The 15,105-nt window shown below is 66.1% G+C and carries 12 protein-coding genes; 2 read left to right on the forward strand and 10 right to left on the reverse strand.

Annotated elements, in window-relative coordinates:
- Nucleotides 1–89: 89 nt before the first annotated feature.
- The 7 genes from JD77_RS30360 to JD77_RS30390 form a co-directional block, all read right to left on the reverse strand.
- Nucleotides 90–3,140, reverse strand: a complete 3,051-nt coding sequence (locus JD77_RS30360; RefSeq protein WP_145777218.1) for an AAA family ATPase — start codon at nt 3,138–3,140, stop codon at nt 90–92.
- Nucleotides 3,140–4,285 (reverse strand): exonuclease SbcCD subunit D, encoded by a 1,146-nt coding sequence (locus JD77_RS30365; RefSeq protein ID WP_145777219.1) that lies wholly within the window; start codon nt 4,283–4,285, stop codon nt 3,140–3,142. Before JD77_RS30365 ends, JD77_RS30360 begins: the two co-directional genes overlap by 1 nt.
- Before the next feature lie 188 nt (nt 4,286–4,473).
- Entirely contained in the window at nt 4,474–4,725 is a 252-nt protein-coding gene (locus tag JD77_RS30370; protein WP_145777220.1) for a hypothetical protein, read from the reverse strand.
- A 46-nt stretch (nt 4,726–4,771) separates the two neighbouring features.
- Nucleotides 4,772–5,725 carry a tyrosine-type recombinase/integrase gene (locus tag JD77_RS30375; protein WP_145777221.1) on the reverse strand — a complete coding sequence of 318 codons (954 nt, stop codon included), beginning with the start codon at nt 5,723–5,725 and terminating at the stop codon, nt 4,772–4,774.
- An 861-nt stretch (nt 5,726–6,586) separates the two neighbouring features.
- Nucleotides 6,587–6,967 carry a hypothetical protein gene (locus tag JD77_RS34535; RefSeq protein ID WP_246141145.1) on the reverse strand — a complete coding sequence of 127 codons (381 nt, stop codon included), beginning with the start codon at nt 6,965–6,967 and terminating at the stop codon, nt 6,587–6,589.
- Nucleotides 6,968–7,503: 536 nt separating this feature from the next.
- Complete coding sequence (locus tag JD77_RS30385; protein WP_211372752.1) at nt 7,504–8,253, reverse strand: hypothetical protein; 750 nt, start codon at nt 8,251–8,253, stop codon at nt 7,504–7,506.
- Nucleotides 8,254–8,379: 126 nt separating this feature from the next.
- Nucleotides 8,380–9,723 (reverse strand): IS701 family transposase, encoded by a 1,344-nt coding sequence (locus JD77_RS30390; RefSeq protein ID WP_246140610.1) that lies wholly within the window; start codon nt 9,721–9,723, stop codon nt 8,380–8,382.
- Nucleotides 9,724–10,051: 328 nt separating this feature from the next.
- Here JD77_RS30390 and JD77_RS32615 point away from each other — a divergent pair, with 328 nt between their 5' ends.
- Nucleotides 10,052–10,222 carry a hypothetical protein gene (locus tag JD77_RS32615; RefSeq protein WP_170286610.1) on the forward strand — a complete coding sequence of 57 codons (171 nt, stop codon included), beginning with the start codon at nt 10,052–10,054 and terminating at the stop codon, nt 10,220–10,222.
- 632 nt (nt 10,223–10,854) lie between these two features.
- The gene (locus JD77_RS30395) at nt 10,855–11,469 is read left to right on the forward strand and encodes a restriction endonuclease (RefSeq protein WP_145777222.1); all 615 of its coding nucleotides are present in this window, start codon (nt 10,855–10,857) and stop codon (nt 11,467–11,469) included.
- Between the two features lie 378 nt (nt 11,470–11,847).
- Here JD77_RS30395 and JD77_RS30400 read toward each other — a convergent pair whose 3' ends face one another.
- The 3 genes from JD77_RS30400 to JD77_RS30410 form a co-directional block, all read right to left on the reverse strand.
- The gene (locus JD77_RS30400) at nt 11,848–12,867 is read right to left on the reverse strand and encodes a tyrosine-type recombinase/integrase (RefSeq protein WP_145777223.1); all 1,020 of its coding nucleotides are present in this window, start codon (nt 12,865–12,867) and stop codon (nt 11,848–11,850) included.
- Nucleotides 12,864–13,208: an AbrB/MazE/SpoVT family DNA-binding domain-containing protein gene (locus JD77_RS30405; RefSeq protein WP_246141147.1), complete on the reverse strand. Its 345-nt coding sequence runs from the start codon at nt 13,206–13,208 to the stop codon at nt 12,864–12,866. Before JD77_RS30405 ends, JD77_RS30400 begins: the two co-directional genes overlap by 4 nt.
- A 471-nt stretch (nt 13,209–13,679) precedes the next feature.
- Complete coding sequence (locus tag JD77_RS30410) at nt 13,680–15,023, reverse strand: IS701 family transposase (RefSeq protein ID WP_246140610.1); 1,344 nt, start codon at nt 15,021–15,023, stop codon at nt 13,680–13,682.
- Between the last annotated feature and the right edge of the window lie 82 nt (nt 15,024–15,105).

A 15,105-nucleotide genomic window follows, 5' to 3' on the forward strand; every position in this document is an offset into this window, starting at 1 on the left:
GCGCAGCGACGTGCCTGCCACCACTCGACCGCCACTGTTGAAACTGGTGGCCGGCCGCGACTGGGTGGAACCGCGTCGCAGCGTTGATCTCAGTCGAGCACCTGAGCCTCGACGACCACGGATGAGCCGGTGGCTGTCTTGCGCACGTGTAGGCGCGAGGGTATGCGCCTGCGCAGTTCCGCGACGTGGCTGACCAGTCCGACGGTCCGGCCGCCGGCGCGCAGGGCGTCGAGCGCGTCGAGCACCTGATCGAGCGCTTCTTGATCGAGACTGCCGAAGCCCTCGTCGACGAACAGGCTACCGAGTTGGGTGCCGCCTGCCTCGGCCAGGACGACATCGCTGAGGCCGAGGGCAAGACACAGCGAGACCAGGAAAGTTTCCCCGCCGGAAAGCGTGGCCGGGCGGCGCTCCTGGCCGGTCCACGCGTCGATGACGGACAGGCCGAGCCCGTTCCGGCCAGCGCGGCGGCCTGTGTCTGACTCGGTGACGTGGCGCAGCAGGTAGCGGTTGTAGGTGACCTGTCCGAGGCGGGTGTTCGCGGCCGTCACGACGTGCCGGAACCGGTGGGTCAGCACATACGTGGAGAGGGTCATCCGGGTGTTGCTGTCGGTGCTCTTGCCCTCGACGAGTTGGGCGAGCCGGTTGGCGATCTCGTACTCCGCGCGGATGGGCTTCCATTGGGCGAGGGCGTTGACCAGGTCGGGGCCCATCTGCTTCAGTCGGTCGTGTTGCTCGACGGCGAGGCCGTGCTGGGCGTGCAGCTCGGTGGCACGTTGTCTCGCGGTTTGGTAGGCCTGTTCGCTGCCCTCGACGTCTGGTGGTGGTTCGTGCGCGGCCGCGAGCAGGGTGGGGTCCTGCACTCGTCCTGCGATCTTGCTGTACTCGCTGTCGAAGGCGTCAATTCGTTCCTGCAGTTCCACCAACTCGGGATCGGCCAGGGCTGCGCTACGCGCTGCCACGGCGTCAGCAAACTCCGACAGGTGCAGGTGGTGGTGCGCCTCACGGTGGGCCTCGGAGAGTTCCTTTGCTGCCTGTCGCCACTCCCCCAGGCTGCTCGCTGCGGCCTTGACCTCAGCGAGTTCCCGATCCAGTCGAGCCACCCGTAGCCGCAGGCTCTTGTCCTCGCCGCGGATGGCGTCGATGGTTTCGGTGAGTTCGGTGATCTGCTCGGTCAGGGCGGCCTGTTGGGTGGTCGCCGCTGCCTCATCGCGGTCGATCTCGGCGGCCTCGCGGTGTTGATCGGCCAGCAGCACGTCGAGGGTTTCCAGTTGGGCGCCGAGATCCTCGGCCAGTTTCGCTGCCTCCGTCGCGGCCCGGACCGACTTGCGTGCCTCAGTGCCCTTCGACGTCGCCTGGGCTGTCGTCAGGTCGCCGACCGCTTCGGTGACTTCCTTGAGTTGGGCATGTATGCGCTCGACGGTGATCTCAGCGCTCCGACGTTCATTGAGCCGCTCGCCCGCCTCAGCCTCGGCGAGTTCCTCGTCAGCGGCAGAGACGCCGTCGGCCGCGGCCCGGGCGGGATCGGGGTGTTCCGGAGAGCCACAGACCCCGCAGGGCTGTCCAGGCCGCAGCTCACCGGCGAGTTCTGCGGCCATGCCGGCCAGTCGGCGCTGCCGCACATCAAGGTGCCGGGCCTCTGCGGCCTGGTGGCGGTCGACGGCGGCACGCCGTTCCTCCTCGGCGGTCGTGAGCTGCCCGGCGAGGTCGTCCCGCCGCTTGCACGCCTTGGTCTGCTTCTGCGCCTCGGCCAGCAATAGTTCGGCGGCTGCCTGGCCAGCGGCCACAGCGAGGGCCTGCTCCTGCCGAGCGGCAACCTCGGCATGCTGGGTAGGCAGCTCAGCGAGGAGGGCGTTGACCTTCTCGCTTCTGCTGGCCAGATCCTCAAGCTTCTTGCTGACCGTCGTCTGCTGACGCAGCAGTTTGGTCCGTCGGGCCTCGCTGTCGATCGCGCCTTCGGCCGCATGAAGTTGTGCGGTACGGGTCTGCTCCGCGCGGGTCAACGCGTCGAGGTCGAGGTTGGCTACGTCGACGGCGTCCCAACCGTTCGGACCAGGCGACGAGGTATGGTCCGGCAGCACCGCTACGTCAGCGGGCAGGGATCCGAGGCGTTCCAACGTCTTCCGGCGGAGCCGGTCAAGGTGATCCTGTCGGCGGTCGACCTGGTCGAGGTACGGCTTCAGCGCCGCTGCAGCGCGGGCGGAGTCGAGCTGGCGTTTCCACTGCTCACGCTCCGGCTTACGCATTGTCAACTCGTCGCGCTGCTGGACCGCCGCACGGTACTCGCGTTGCTGACCGGCGAGTGTTGCGGCTGCCTGCCGGACCTGGTCGAGGCGCTGTTCCTCTGCCGCACCGACAGCAACGCTGTGGGTCAGGGCTTCCACCAGAACACCGACCCGGTCTCGGTGCGAAGCAGCCCACACCTCCAGCTCGACCAGGGCATCGGGCTTGTCGATGTCCGCGGGCACCTCTACCTTGACCACCTCGGCGAAACGCTGCGTCAGCTCGCGGATCGCGCCAAGGGCCGCACGTTCATGCTGGCCGAGTTGCGTACGGTGATCGGCCAACCAACACTCGGCGCGAGTGAAGATATCGATGTCGAAGAGGTGCCGCAGAAGCCCTTGCCGGTCATCGGGAGATGCCTGCAGGAATCTGGCGAACCCGCCTTGGGGCAGCAGGACCACCTGACAGAACTGGTGGACGTCGAGGCCGATCTCGGCCGTGATCAGGTCAGCGGCTTCCCGATGGTCACGGGTGACAAACGACTGAGTCTGATCCGGCAGCTGCTCGATGATCTCGACATGTGCGCCTTCGCGCGTGGTTCCAGTACCGCGCTTACGGGGGCGGGTCCATTCCGGGGTACGAGTGATCAACAGTCGCCTGTTGGTCAGGGTGACGTCCAGTTCGACACTGGGGCCGCGACCAGGGCTGGCGTGGTGGGAGTGCAGCGACTTGGCGTCGTCCCGTGAGCCGGGTACGGCTCCGTACAAGGCGAAGCAGATCCCGTCCAGAATTGTGGTCTTTCCCGCACCGGTGTCACCGTGGATCAGGAACAGGCCGTCAGCCGTGAGCGCCTCGAAGTCGACGCTGACCGTTTGGGGAAACGGTCCGAACGCGGTCATGGTCAGCCGGTGAAGTCGCATCAGCGGGTCGCCTCCAAGCGGCGCAGCTCGTCGAAGGTGCGATGCAGCAGCGCGACCTCGTCGCCGTCGGCGGGTCGCCCGCGTACCTCGGTCACGAAGTCGAGCGCAACCTCGACCGGAGCCAGTCGATCAAGGTCGGCGAGATCCCGGCTTCCCACGTCGGCGGTCAGGCTCGGCACGACGAGCTTCAGCAGATGCGGGAACCGGCGTTTGAGCCGCTCGTGCGGCGACAGCGGTCGTACCTGGTCGGTCAGGGTCGCCTCGACCCAGCACTGCTCGTACGCGCTGTAGGCGGGGCTGTTCAACAGTTCCTCAACGCTGCCGGTGAGCCGGGCCATCCGCCTGGGTATCGGGGCAGGAACCTCTTCGACGCGGCGCAGCCCGTCAGCGTCGAGGTCAACCAGGTAGGACGACTTGACGTGAGCGGCCTCGGAGAAACTGAAAGCCAACGGTGACCCGCTGTATCGCAGCCCGTCAGCCAGACGCTGACGGCCGTGCAGATGGCCGAGCGCCACGTAGTCGACGCCTTCGAAGACCGCACTGGGTACATGCTGCACGCCACCCACGCTGATGTCCCGCTCGGTGTCGCAACCCTGTCCGCCGAAGACGAAGGCGTGCGCCATGACGACAGACCGATGGCCAGGGCAGCCGGCGAGATCCGATCGAACCCGGTCCATCGCGGCACGCAGGGCCGCGGCATGGCTCCGCTCCTCGAGCCCCCAGTCGGCTACCGCCGCGGCTGGTTCGATAAACGGTACCGGGTAGCACGCAACCGCCGTGTGCTCATCCTTTAGGAGCACCGGGGTGCCCACAGCACCTGTGCCCACTCGCACGTGGACGCCGGCTCTCTCCAGCAACCGGGAGCTGACTCCCAAGCGGGCCGGCGAGTCATGGTTGCCGGCGATGACGACCACCTGCGTGCGGGCCTCCAACACGAGCCGGGTCTGTGCCTGGTCCCACAGACCGACTGCATCAGGCGGCGGCACCGCCCGGTCGTAGAGGTCACCGGCGATGAGCACGGCATCGACCTGTTCACCGCGAGCAATCTCGACCAAATGATCGATGAATGCCTGGTGCGCGTCGTGCAGGCTGAGGCCGTGCAGATGGCGACCCAGATGCCAATCCGAGGTGTGAAGGAATCGCACGAACGGTGACGCTAAGACATACGTCGACCGCAGCACATCAACTCAGCCGACCACACTCCCAGCCGAAAATCGGGTGTGTCCCGGCAGCCTAACCGTGAAGCTTCTGGTATCAGGCGGCATGAAAGCCGAAACCGCCAATAGAGAGCCGCGGGGTGCCTGCGGCCCGGAGCTGCTCACGCAAGCGGGTCCTACGATTTGGCTCGGCGTCGGCGTGCCGCCGCCGAGCGCTCGGCCAGTTGCAGCATGTACGCGGTCCTCGCGTGTTTGGCCATGGCGGTTCGGACGTCCTCGGGCAGCGCGCCATCGGGGTCGACCTGGCGCTCGAACCGGCCGAGAAACGCCTTGGTGCCGGAGGACGTGCGGGCAGTACGGTCAGTGGTGTTGGCCCAGGACGCATGTGCGGCGATGCGGGCACGGCGGCGACGCTGCTCCGAGGTCATGCCCGCTTCTCCCCCACGCCTGCCTGTATGCGGCTTCTTCTCGCGGTCAGACACGTTCACCGATCCCCATTCGGGCTTGCACTTCCTGGGCCCGCTCGGCGGCAGCGCTGGCCCCGTAGTGTCGCGGCATGTCGTCGGATGCCCAGCCGAGCACCAGCATCAAATCGCCGGTGTCTCCCCCGGCCAGCTTCCACTCGTGTGCGTAGGTGTGCCGCCAGCGGTGTGCGTGCACGCCATCGACCCCGGCGCGCAGGCCACGCCGTTTGAGCATCAGTTTGATGCCGTTGGAGGTCAGCGGCTGTGCACCGCGTACCGCTAGCCACAGATGGGGTAGCCCGGAGGCTTTGTGCCTGCTTCGGGCGCGTAGGTAGCGGCTGACCGCCCGGGCGGTTTTGGGTCCGAGTCGGACCCGGCGGTCCTTGGCGCCCTTGCCGTGGTAGCGCACCGTGTCCAGCGACAGGTCGATGTCGTCGAGTTGCAGGTTGGCTACCTCGGACAGCCTCGCTCCGGTGTTGGCCAGCATCCGAATAATCGCTAGGTCACGGGTGTGAACGAAGTCCTTGCCCTTGCACGTATCCAGCAGCCTCTTGGTGTCCTCGTCACGGATGATGGGGATGAGTCGCTTTGCTGTCTTGGGCTGGCGTACCCGCAGCATGGGCGACTGGTCGATCTCCTCCTCATCGACCGTGAGCCACTTGAAGAACTGCTGCAGGGCCTTGTGCTTGTTCAGGGCCGTGGCCGGCGACCGGGTCTCGATCATCCATGTCTGGAACGCCTCTACGTGCCGCCGCGTCACGGCGGTCGGAGTGACTGCAGCCTCCCCCGACTCCCCTCGGCTGTCGCCCGCGAGGTACCGACCCAGTTGCGCAGCGGCCAGCAGGTAGTTGTAGCGCGTGGTCGATGGGTAGTTTCCCGACCGCAGCGACCGATCCCAATCAGTGAGGAACCCCGCCCACGCCTGGGGCAGACCCGCCATAAGCTTGGTCAGATCACGGTTCATGGCCACCCACCCCGCGGCGTCAACACCGGGCACCGACGTTGGTGCTGCGTACTGCCTCCTTGACGTTTCCGAATACCGGGTTCCTCGACACGGCCACCCCACGCCCACGCGACCGCATCGACCGTCACCACCGGGCCGGGATCAGCATGAGCCAGCAGCCCGCCGAGCTCGACGGTCAACACCCGATCGCCCCACCCCGCTTGTCCGCCGAGGATACGCACACCAGCGGACAGCACGAATGCAGCGACGCCGCTCGCCACCACAGCGTCTCCACCCGGGTTCCTGCGCCGAACTCTCGCGGGATCTCCCGTACTGCCGCCTTACCGACAAAGCGCGGCCCCGAAGGCATCGACGCCAACGCCCGAGCCGCGATCTGTTCGGGGGTGGGAACCAACGGGAGAGCCCTCTCCCTGCCCGCCGACTCCCCCTGCTCACCGCCACGCCCGCCCAAAGGCGCGCGGGCGGCGAACTGTTCGGGCTGCTCGTCCGATGGACTTTGCACGTCCGCCTCCCCGTAAGGCTTGCCGTACAGCACTGATCGACGTCGACATCGACGCGGCCGGCCCCCGTTACTGTCACGGCCTGGACGCTGCCCCAGACGAAGCAGGCCCCGCAGCGACGACGTATCCACTCCTACGCTGCCGCTCGCGTGCCGGGCTGCCATCTCGCGCACGACGTCCCGATCCGCTACGCTCCAGCCAACTCCAGTTCACTTGAAGACGAACCACAGTTGTTGAAGCAATACGGAGAGCCAAGCACGGTCAACAGAACGGCGTCAACCTCAGTTTGGGTTGCAGCCAACTGTGGTTGGAGTTCGGCAGTTCCATGAAGGACACACGAGCGGACCAGGCCGAGGCCGCCTCACACCTGATCCAAACAAGGCTCCGAACCCTCTTCGAAGCCCGCGCGGAACGTCAGCCGCCCTACACAGAGGCCGAGGTCGCCCGGGAACCACCTCGACCGAGCTGCACCTGCATGGCCCGAGACTACCGGGCCCGAGATGCCATATTCCTCGGACGGACCCGGATGCCAACTCAATCTATGTCTCGTATGGGTCCAGTAGGAGGCGTAGCGCAGCAGTGAGCGGGCCAGGTCGGGGTGGGCCGCCGCCCACCGGGTGTCGAAGAGGAACCACTGGTCGAACCCGAAGAAGCCATCGATATACCGGGCAACCTGCGCGATGTGCGGGTCGAGCCGGATCAGCGACTCGGTGGGCCGCTCCGCGGGCAGCAGTTCCAACATCTCCCGTTAGATCGTGTCATGCGCGGGCGCTCGGTCGAGGCCGGTGGGCGATGGGGCGTATCCGGGCAGCCGGGCGTAGCGCTCCAGCGCCGGGCCGACGTCGTTCTCTCCGGGGGCGACGATGGCCCGCAGCAGCCGGACGTCATGCGGCCAGCGGTGGGCGCCGGGGTCATCAACGCTGCGCAGTTGGGCGGCGAGGTCAGGCCGGGGAAGACGATGGCGCCGGCCAGGTCCAAGTTCCGATAGGTATCGGGCGATGCCCAGCACAGACGGACCGAGAAGACCGACTCCGGCCCGGGCGGGGACAGCCGGACGGTACGGACCGAAACATCGTGGTCGAAAACCGCGCCGGGCGCGGCCGTGCTGGCCGGCAGGGGCCAGGTGTCGTGCAGCAGGAACGCAAGCCGGTCGGGCGACGCGGCGGCGGCCTCGTCGTCGACGAGTAGTAGGCCAGGTCCACCTCGTCGTCATCGGTACGCACTCTCAAGGCGAGTCAGATTTGACAGCCTGCCCAGGTACGTGACTCTGCTCGCTGATCACGATTGCCCCTCGGATTCGATGAGGAGCAATTCCCATTCCTTCTCCAGGGCTTGATTGATTCGATGATCGCGGGCGATGGCTTCCTTGAACCAGGCGATGGTGGCGGGCGCCATGGCGAGAATCTGGTTGTAGTTGAGGGCGGCCGGGTTCATGCCAAACAGCAGCCCGGTCTTGAAGAGCGTGCCTGAGGTGGCGATGGTGTGCCCGAGCAGCAGCATGGAGGTCAGTTTGGCGTGCTCCAGCTTCCGTTGCGTTGCGGTACCGCCGGTGGCGTAGCTCTTGAGAAGCCAGTACCCGCGGATGATCGCGGACACGACGGCAGGAGTAATGCCCATCGTCAAGAAATGGCGCAGGTCGTAGCCGTTCGTATACATGTAGCGGGCGACGTCGGTCCAGGGCACCTTGACACCGGAGGGGACCAATGCGAACGGCGAATTGACCTGGCCGAGTTGAAGCAGGCTGAAGAACGGGGGCTGCAGGCCGGCAGGTGTGTAGACATCTGAGAGCAGATGGCGCACCTGGGTGATGAGGGCGGTGATCAGGCCGACCGGGTCGTGGTCGGTGGCGACCTGGACCAGTTTCCCTGCCTTGTCGATGTAGGTGCCGGTGCCGTGCATGAGATCTGCCACGCCGTAGAGGAATCCCAGGGCCGGATCGTGGCCGAGGCTCTGGAGCCGATGGATAGCCGGCCGCATGCCGCTGACCAGGCCACCGGTGGCCTTCGTGGTGGAGGCGTCATAGGGCACTTTGGCCAGCTTTTCGAAGCCCTTGAGGAATCGGGCGTGGACGTCTTGAGCCCGATCCTTGTCCTTGAGCCATTTGGTGAGCGGCGATCCCGTGTACTTCTTGCCCAGTACGGCAGCCGCCAGTTGCTAGCTGACCAGGGTGTAGTCCCGGTTCAGCCGTGTGCGTTGGTGGAACCAGCGGGCGCGGGCCTGGTGACGGCGTCGCCAGTTGAGCCAGTGCGTGGCGTGGCCGGGTGGTTTCGGATGCTGGAGGGCGTTGGCGAGTAGTCGTTTGACCTCGGGGACGGTCAGCGGGATCATTCCGGGCTCGGGTGGCGGCGGCTGGTCCGGTGTGCTTGGCGGCGGTGCCTGGGTGTCGGTGCGGTCGGCGAGGTGGGCGGCGGTGACCGCGCAGACCGCGAGGGCGGCCATGACCAGCACGGTGTGCCGCTGGATCGCGGTGTAGAGCCTCGCTTGGCACTGGTCCAGGCCGAAGTGGTCCTTGCTGAACTCGAAATCTTCCTCGACCGGCCAGCGCAGCCCGGCAGCGCGGATCAGCCTCGTCTTGGTCAGGATCTGCCCCTCGGGCACATGGCAGTAGTGGAAGGCCAGTTCACCGCTGCGCAGGTGACGGCGGATGAGCAGATGATGGCGAGGCGAGGCGGTGGCGATCCACGCCCAGGCATACCAGCGCTGTCCCTTCGACCCGGTACCGGCCGAGCGGACCTCCCACCGACGCTTGTCCTTGACCAGCAGCGTGACGGCCTGTGCGCAGGTCAGTTTCGCTTCGGAGGGCAGGTCGATCATGAAGGTGGCAGCGACCCGCAGCACGTACGCCTGCCCGTGCTGCTCGAAGAACTCCCGTAGTTGTGTGCAGTTGCCGTACACCTCGTCGCCGCAGGCGAAGTCGAATACCAGGCCGTCGGCGAACGCATCAGCACAGATATCGATGGCCAGCTGGCCCTTGGTGCGGAACTCCACCTCCGGCGGCAGTCCCATACCGGCCGAGGCCCGGGGGTCGGTGATGTGCTCGGCCGGGATCCACTGACGCGCCCCGATCAACGCGTGCCCCGTCTTCTCCCGAACGTAGGACAGGTGCACCGTGTTGATCCCGTTCGCGACCCGGCCCGCGCACCCCATGTACTGCCGCTTCACCCCGCACGTCGCCTTGCCCTGCTTGGGCTGGCCCGTCTCGTCCAACGCGCCGACGACCAGGCCACGCCGCCGCCGACGGCGCGCCGCCTCGTCCAGACCCGCAGCGGCGAACCGCCGGACCTGGCTCATCGCGGCCGTCGTGTCCCACACCGCCCGGTTCAGCAGCCGCTGCGTGCGGTCCGGCGTGGCGTCCCCGACCTGCTCGGCGATGGTCCACCCGTTGCGCTTCGGCACCTGGCTGACCAGCGCCGATATGTATCTTCCCGCGTGCTGCCACGTCTGCGTTCGGGCGAAGCACGACCGCAGCCGCTGCAACAGCCCGGCCCGTTCCCGCACCGCGCGCCCAGCCGCTACCCTGGCAACCGCAGCCGCCTTCGATCTTGTAGTCCTCACAAACACATGATCGACAGGCGGCTGCGTCCACGTTGCACGCCCCCACCGCGTCCCGCGAGGTCAGACCACCAATGGCGGCTGCCGTACTAAGCCCGGATTCGAGCCTGGCCCCGAGCCAGGCCCAACGCCTGATCCTGACCCTGGTACCGGACCCGGGCCTGGCCCTAGTCGTGGGCCGGGGCCCGAGCCAGCACCGAGGCCGAAGGTCGACTACTTCTTCGGGAGCAAGACCCTCGACGCGACGCACTACGGACTAGATTTCAAGAAGCTCATGGATGAGGTGATTCAGCACTTGGCCGCCTCGCCGGGAGTCAACTTAAAGGTCCGCGTCGAGATCGAGGCCGAAGCCGTTCATGGATTCTCGGAGTTTCAAGTCCGCACGATCTCGGAGAACAGCAACGCTCTGAAGTTCGACCAAGCTGGCTTCGAAGAACAGCACTGAGCGACGGGCCTGGCACAGAAGCGTCCGGCTTGCCCAGCCTCGCTCGGCGGCCCGGCAAGGCCTCTGCGCTTACGATGGGTTGGAAGGCAATCAGGGACCGTTACGTCTGCATGTGCACGCCAGCGCAACGAGGCCATCCGCCGCAGGGCAGGCATAATGCGGGCGCCCCCGTCGCACTCCGCCCGTCGACTCCTCCGTCGCCGCTCATGGTGGAGATAAAATGCGCAACTAGGGCTACGGGATTCGTCTGCCGTCACCAAGGAGGAAAGAGACTTAAACAGCGATTCGGCAAACCTGCGCACTTGGCTCTCAGAGGTAGACAGCAGCTGGATTGAAGGCGATGACGAAGGCCGGCAGATCTGGCAATTTCCCAGCGACGAACTGCTAGACGAATACCTGTTGTCGATAAAGAGTCGACCCGAACACGATGTTCGAGCTGTTCTAACCCGACTGCTCATCCCTTCAGTCTCATTAGGGCTCGATCACATGAACTTCGAGCTGTATCTTGGACTGAAGTCTCAGGCAGATCCACAGGCGAAGGAAGCACTCGAAGCCTTCAACAATCAGCACTTCAGCAGAGTTCTCCGTTATTACTCTGGAAAAACCGACCAACCGCCCTGGGAGGGCATCACTTGGGTGATGGATTTACTGCCGCGACACCCCGTGTAGCACTGGAGGTTCTGGAGGCATACTTTAAGGCACATGCGTTACATCTCTCCGATTCGATGATTCACGCACTATCCGATGCAGAAGAAATCATCCGCGCCCGCTACATCGGTTTACCAGACTCAGCCGAGGAGCGACGGCAGCATCTACTCAGTTTATCCTCTCGGCAATTCGAGCAAATTGTCGAACATTTGTTTGATGCGATGGGGTATGACACTGAACTGACCCCGCCTCAGCGCGATGGCGGGCGTGACATCATCGCGACGAGGAGAGACGCGGGTCGGCAAGAGCACATATTCATCGAATGCAAGAGATACGAGGCCAAGATAGGCGTCCGACTCGTTCGGGAACTGGTGGGCGTCGTGTCTTCGTCGCTAGCAAACAAGGGCATCCTGGTAACAACGTCTACTTTCACGGCAGGCGCCCACGCCTTTGCTCAACGCGATCACCGGATCGACTTGCTGCCGGGGGCAGAGCTTGTAACTCTGATTAACGAGCATCTTGGCTGGGACTGGCCGGCGCGGCTCGAGCGTCTAGGAGGACATCGACCGTTCGGAAGGCTCAGAGCCGCCCGCGCCTAATCGCTGACCGTGGAACGGGTTGGGCCGTGATGCATAGGTCGGGTTAACCAGGCGGAGTTAGTGGCAGTCACTACAATCTTTCAACAGGACTCAATATCCAGGCCGAGTAAGTACTCAACCGCTGGCGGCTACTTACCGTCAGGAGTCTGCCGGATGACTCACACCGAATTTAATTGGGCTAGATTGATCCGGGTTCGAGGGTCAGACGTACAAAAAGCCACCTGACCCTGTGGGACTGTGCTAAAGAATGCCGATACCTCCGAGGCCGGCGACGCCAAGGTCTCGATCATCACGGCTAAGGGCTCAAGCCATGCCGGACTCGGAGGTCGGGAACTCCCTCGCGGAGGCAGACCCTCTGCCTCTGCGCCTCTGCGGTAGCTACGCCAGGGGATGGGCTTCGTTGGTGAGGGCTGCGAGCGCCGCGGCGACTTCTTGGAGGCTCGCCCGCACGTAGGTCGTGGTCGTGCCTACGTCGCCGCCGCTGTCCGAGTGACCAGCGTAGGCGCGAGCCACGGCATAGCCGAAGTTCCGCTCCACCCACGTCAGCGTCGTGTGCCGCAACCAGTGCGTGCTGATCTGCTGCACATACACCCACGGCAGGTGCTCACCGATACGAACCCACAGGTGGTCATACCGTCGGTACGTGATCGGCTGCCCGTTCCGGTACCGCAGCAACTGGCCCATTCCTGTGGCGTACCGCTCCTCGGCATGCCGCTGCAGGTATCTCATCAGGGTCGGTGACACCGGCTGCCACCGCACCGTGTCCCCCTTCTCCCGCAGCAGGATCAGGCACTGGTCCGGGTCGAGGTCGACCGGACGCAACGCCAGCGCACCGCCGCGCCGGCACGCCGTCTCGGTATGCAGCCGCAGCAGCAGACTGTCCAACGCCGGATCATCACCGGTGCTGGCGGCCACGGCGTTGATCTCCGCCAGCCGGCTGTCCGCCACCGCACGCCGGGTGCTCGGCAACCGCCGCGGCTTGGCCACCTTCAGCGCGGGATTGTCCGCCGCCGCGATGAACCCGTCGGCGACCGCCCGCTTGTACAGGCACCGCAGCGCCGCGATCAGATGCTCCGCCGCACTGCGCCCGCCACGGGCGTTGCGCCGGGCCACCACGTGCGTCTTGACGTACTCCGCCAACTGCTCGATCTCCGACGGGGTGGGCTCGTCGAGCCGTCGCTGTCCCCAGTGCTCCAGGACCCGATTCCAGTACGAGCCATACGCCCGCCTCGTACCGGCGGTGACCGCCGCGGACACGACCGGAACGTACTCGGCGAACGTCGGCGCCGGTGGGCGCTCCGCCGCCGCCTGAACAAGATCAGCCGGCGAGATACCCATCCGCGCCAGCAACAACCGGGCGGCATCCAACTCCGCTCGCCCCGCCGGGGTGTCGCTCATGCGCGATCACCTCCAAGGGCCGCCGCGTGGGCCTGGGCGATCATCGCATCCAGCGCAGCCGGAGGGTGCACCACGAGCCGGGAGGTGTCCGGCTCGGCCGCCAGGAACACGCGGTCGCCGGCGGTGAGCCCACACCAGTGCCGGACCACGGCCGGCAGCCGCAGGTGCCCCTCCTTGGTCACGGCGAATACGCCCTGCTGATCGGCGGCTACGATGATCAGTCCGCGATGTTCCCGGATGTCGAGTCGCCGGCCGGGAGCCCAGCCGAGGGCCTTCATCGCGGTCCGGTCCGCGACCCGCCCACGGGAATCGAGGGTGACCAGGCCGTAGACGGTGCTCACAGCGCGACGGGAGACGAGTCTCGCCAACGGCAAGGGCGGTCGCTTGATTGCGCCTGCCGATGACTTCCTGCGGCCAGCGCTCAGCTGACCTGGCAGAACCACAGCCGGGATGACAGCGGAGACAGCCTGGTTACTCACTCCGCCCACCACCCCGCATGCGGGGCCGCCATGGGCTTACAGAGAGTGAACGATGGTGGTTGAAGCCGCTCAACCACCGGTCCGCAAAACGTCGCACGGTTGCTACGCGGGAGTGTCCGAGGGGGGAGCTGAACACAAATTTGCAGCACCCATGCTCAGCATGGGTGCTCATGCCGCAATTTTAGCAGTCTGCCGAGAGGAAGTTGCCTCGCCCGAACCGTCTCGCTAACGTCGACGGCGTGATCGTCAAATCGGGACGGGAGACTGGGGACTCCTATGGGCAGACTGTTATCGAGCGGTCAAAGCCCTGACTAGTACGGCAGCCGCCAGTTGCTAGCTGACCAGGGTGTAGTCCCGGTTCAGCCGTGTGCGTTGGTGGAACCAGCGGGCGCGGGCCTGGTGACGGCGTCGCCAGTTGAGCCAGTGCGTGGCGTGGCCGGGTGGTTTCGGATGCTGGAGGGCGTTGGCGAGTAGTCGTTTGACCTCGGGGACGGTCAGCGGGATCATTCCGGGCTCGGGTGGCGGCGGCTGGTCCGGTGTGCTTGGCGGCGGTGCCTGGGTGTCGGTGCGGTCGGCGAGGTGGGCGGCGGTGACCGCGCAGACCGCGAGGGCGGCCATGACCAGCACGGTGTGCCGCTGGATCGCGGTGTAGAGCCTCGCTTGGCACTGGTCCAGGCCGAAGTGGTCCTTGCTGAACTCGAAATCTTCCTCGACCGGCCAGCGCAGCCCGGCAGCGCGGATCAGCCTCGTCTTGGTCAGGATCTGCCCCTCGGGCACATGGCAGTAGTGGAAGGCCAGTTCACCGCTGCGCAGGTGACGGCGGATGAGCAGATGATGGCGGGGCGAGGCGGTGGCGATCCACGCCCAGGCATACCAGCGCTGTCCCTTCGACCCGGTACCGGCCGAGCGGACCTCCCACCGACGCTTGTCCTTGACCAGCAGCGTGACGGCCTGTGCGCAGGTCAGTTTCGCTTCGGAGGGCAGGTCGATCATGAAGGTGGCAGCGACCCGCAGCACGTACGCCTGCCCGTGCTGCTCGAAGAACTCCCGTAGTTGTGTGCAGTTGCCGTACACCTCGTCGCCGCAGGCGAAGTCGAATACCAGGCCGTCGGCGAACGCATCAGCACAGATATCGATGGCCAGCTGGCCCTTGGTGCGGAACTCCACCTCCGGCGGCAGTCCCATACCGGCCGAGGCCCGGGGGTCGGTGATGTGCTCGGCCGGGATCCACTGACGCGCCCCGATCAACGCGTGCCCCGTCTTCTCCCGAACGTAGGACAGGTGCACCGTGTTGATCCCGTTCGCGACCCGGCCCGCGCACCCCATGTACTGCCGCTTCACCCCGCACGTCGCCTTGCCCTGCTTGGGCTGGCCCGTCTCGTCCAACGCGCCGACGACCAGGCCACGCCGCCGCCGACGGCGCGCCGCCTCGTCCAGACCCGCAGCGGCGAACCGCCGGACCTGGCTCATCGCGGCCGTCGTGTCCCACACCGCCCGGTTCAGCAGCCGCTGCGTGCGGTCCGGCGTGGCGTCCCCGACCTGCTCGGCGATGGTCCACCCGTTGCGCTTCGGCACCTGGCTGACCAGCGCCGATATGTATCTTCCCGCGTGCTGCCACGTCTGCGTTCGGGCGAAGCACGACCGCAGCCGCTGCAACAGCCCGGCCCGTTCCCGCACCGCGCGCCCAGCCGCTACCCTGGCAACCGCAGCCGCCTTCGATCTTGTAGTCCTCACAAACACATGATCGACAGGCGGCTGC

The sequence above is a fragment of the Micromonospora olivasterospora genome, assembly GCF_007830265.1.
Classification (GTDB): Bacteria; Actinomycetota; Actinomycetes; order Mycobacteriales; family Micromonosporaceae; genus Micromonospora; species Micromonospora olivasterospora.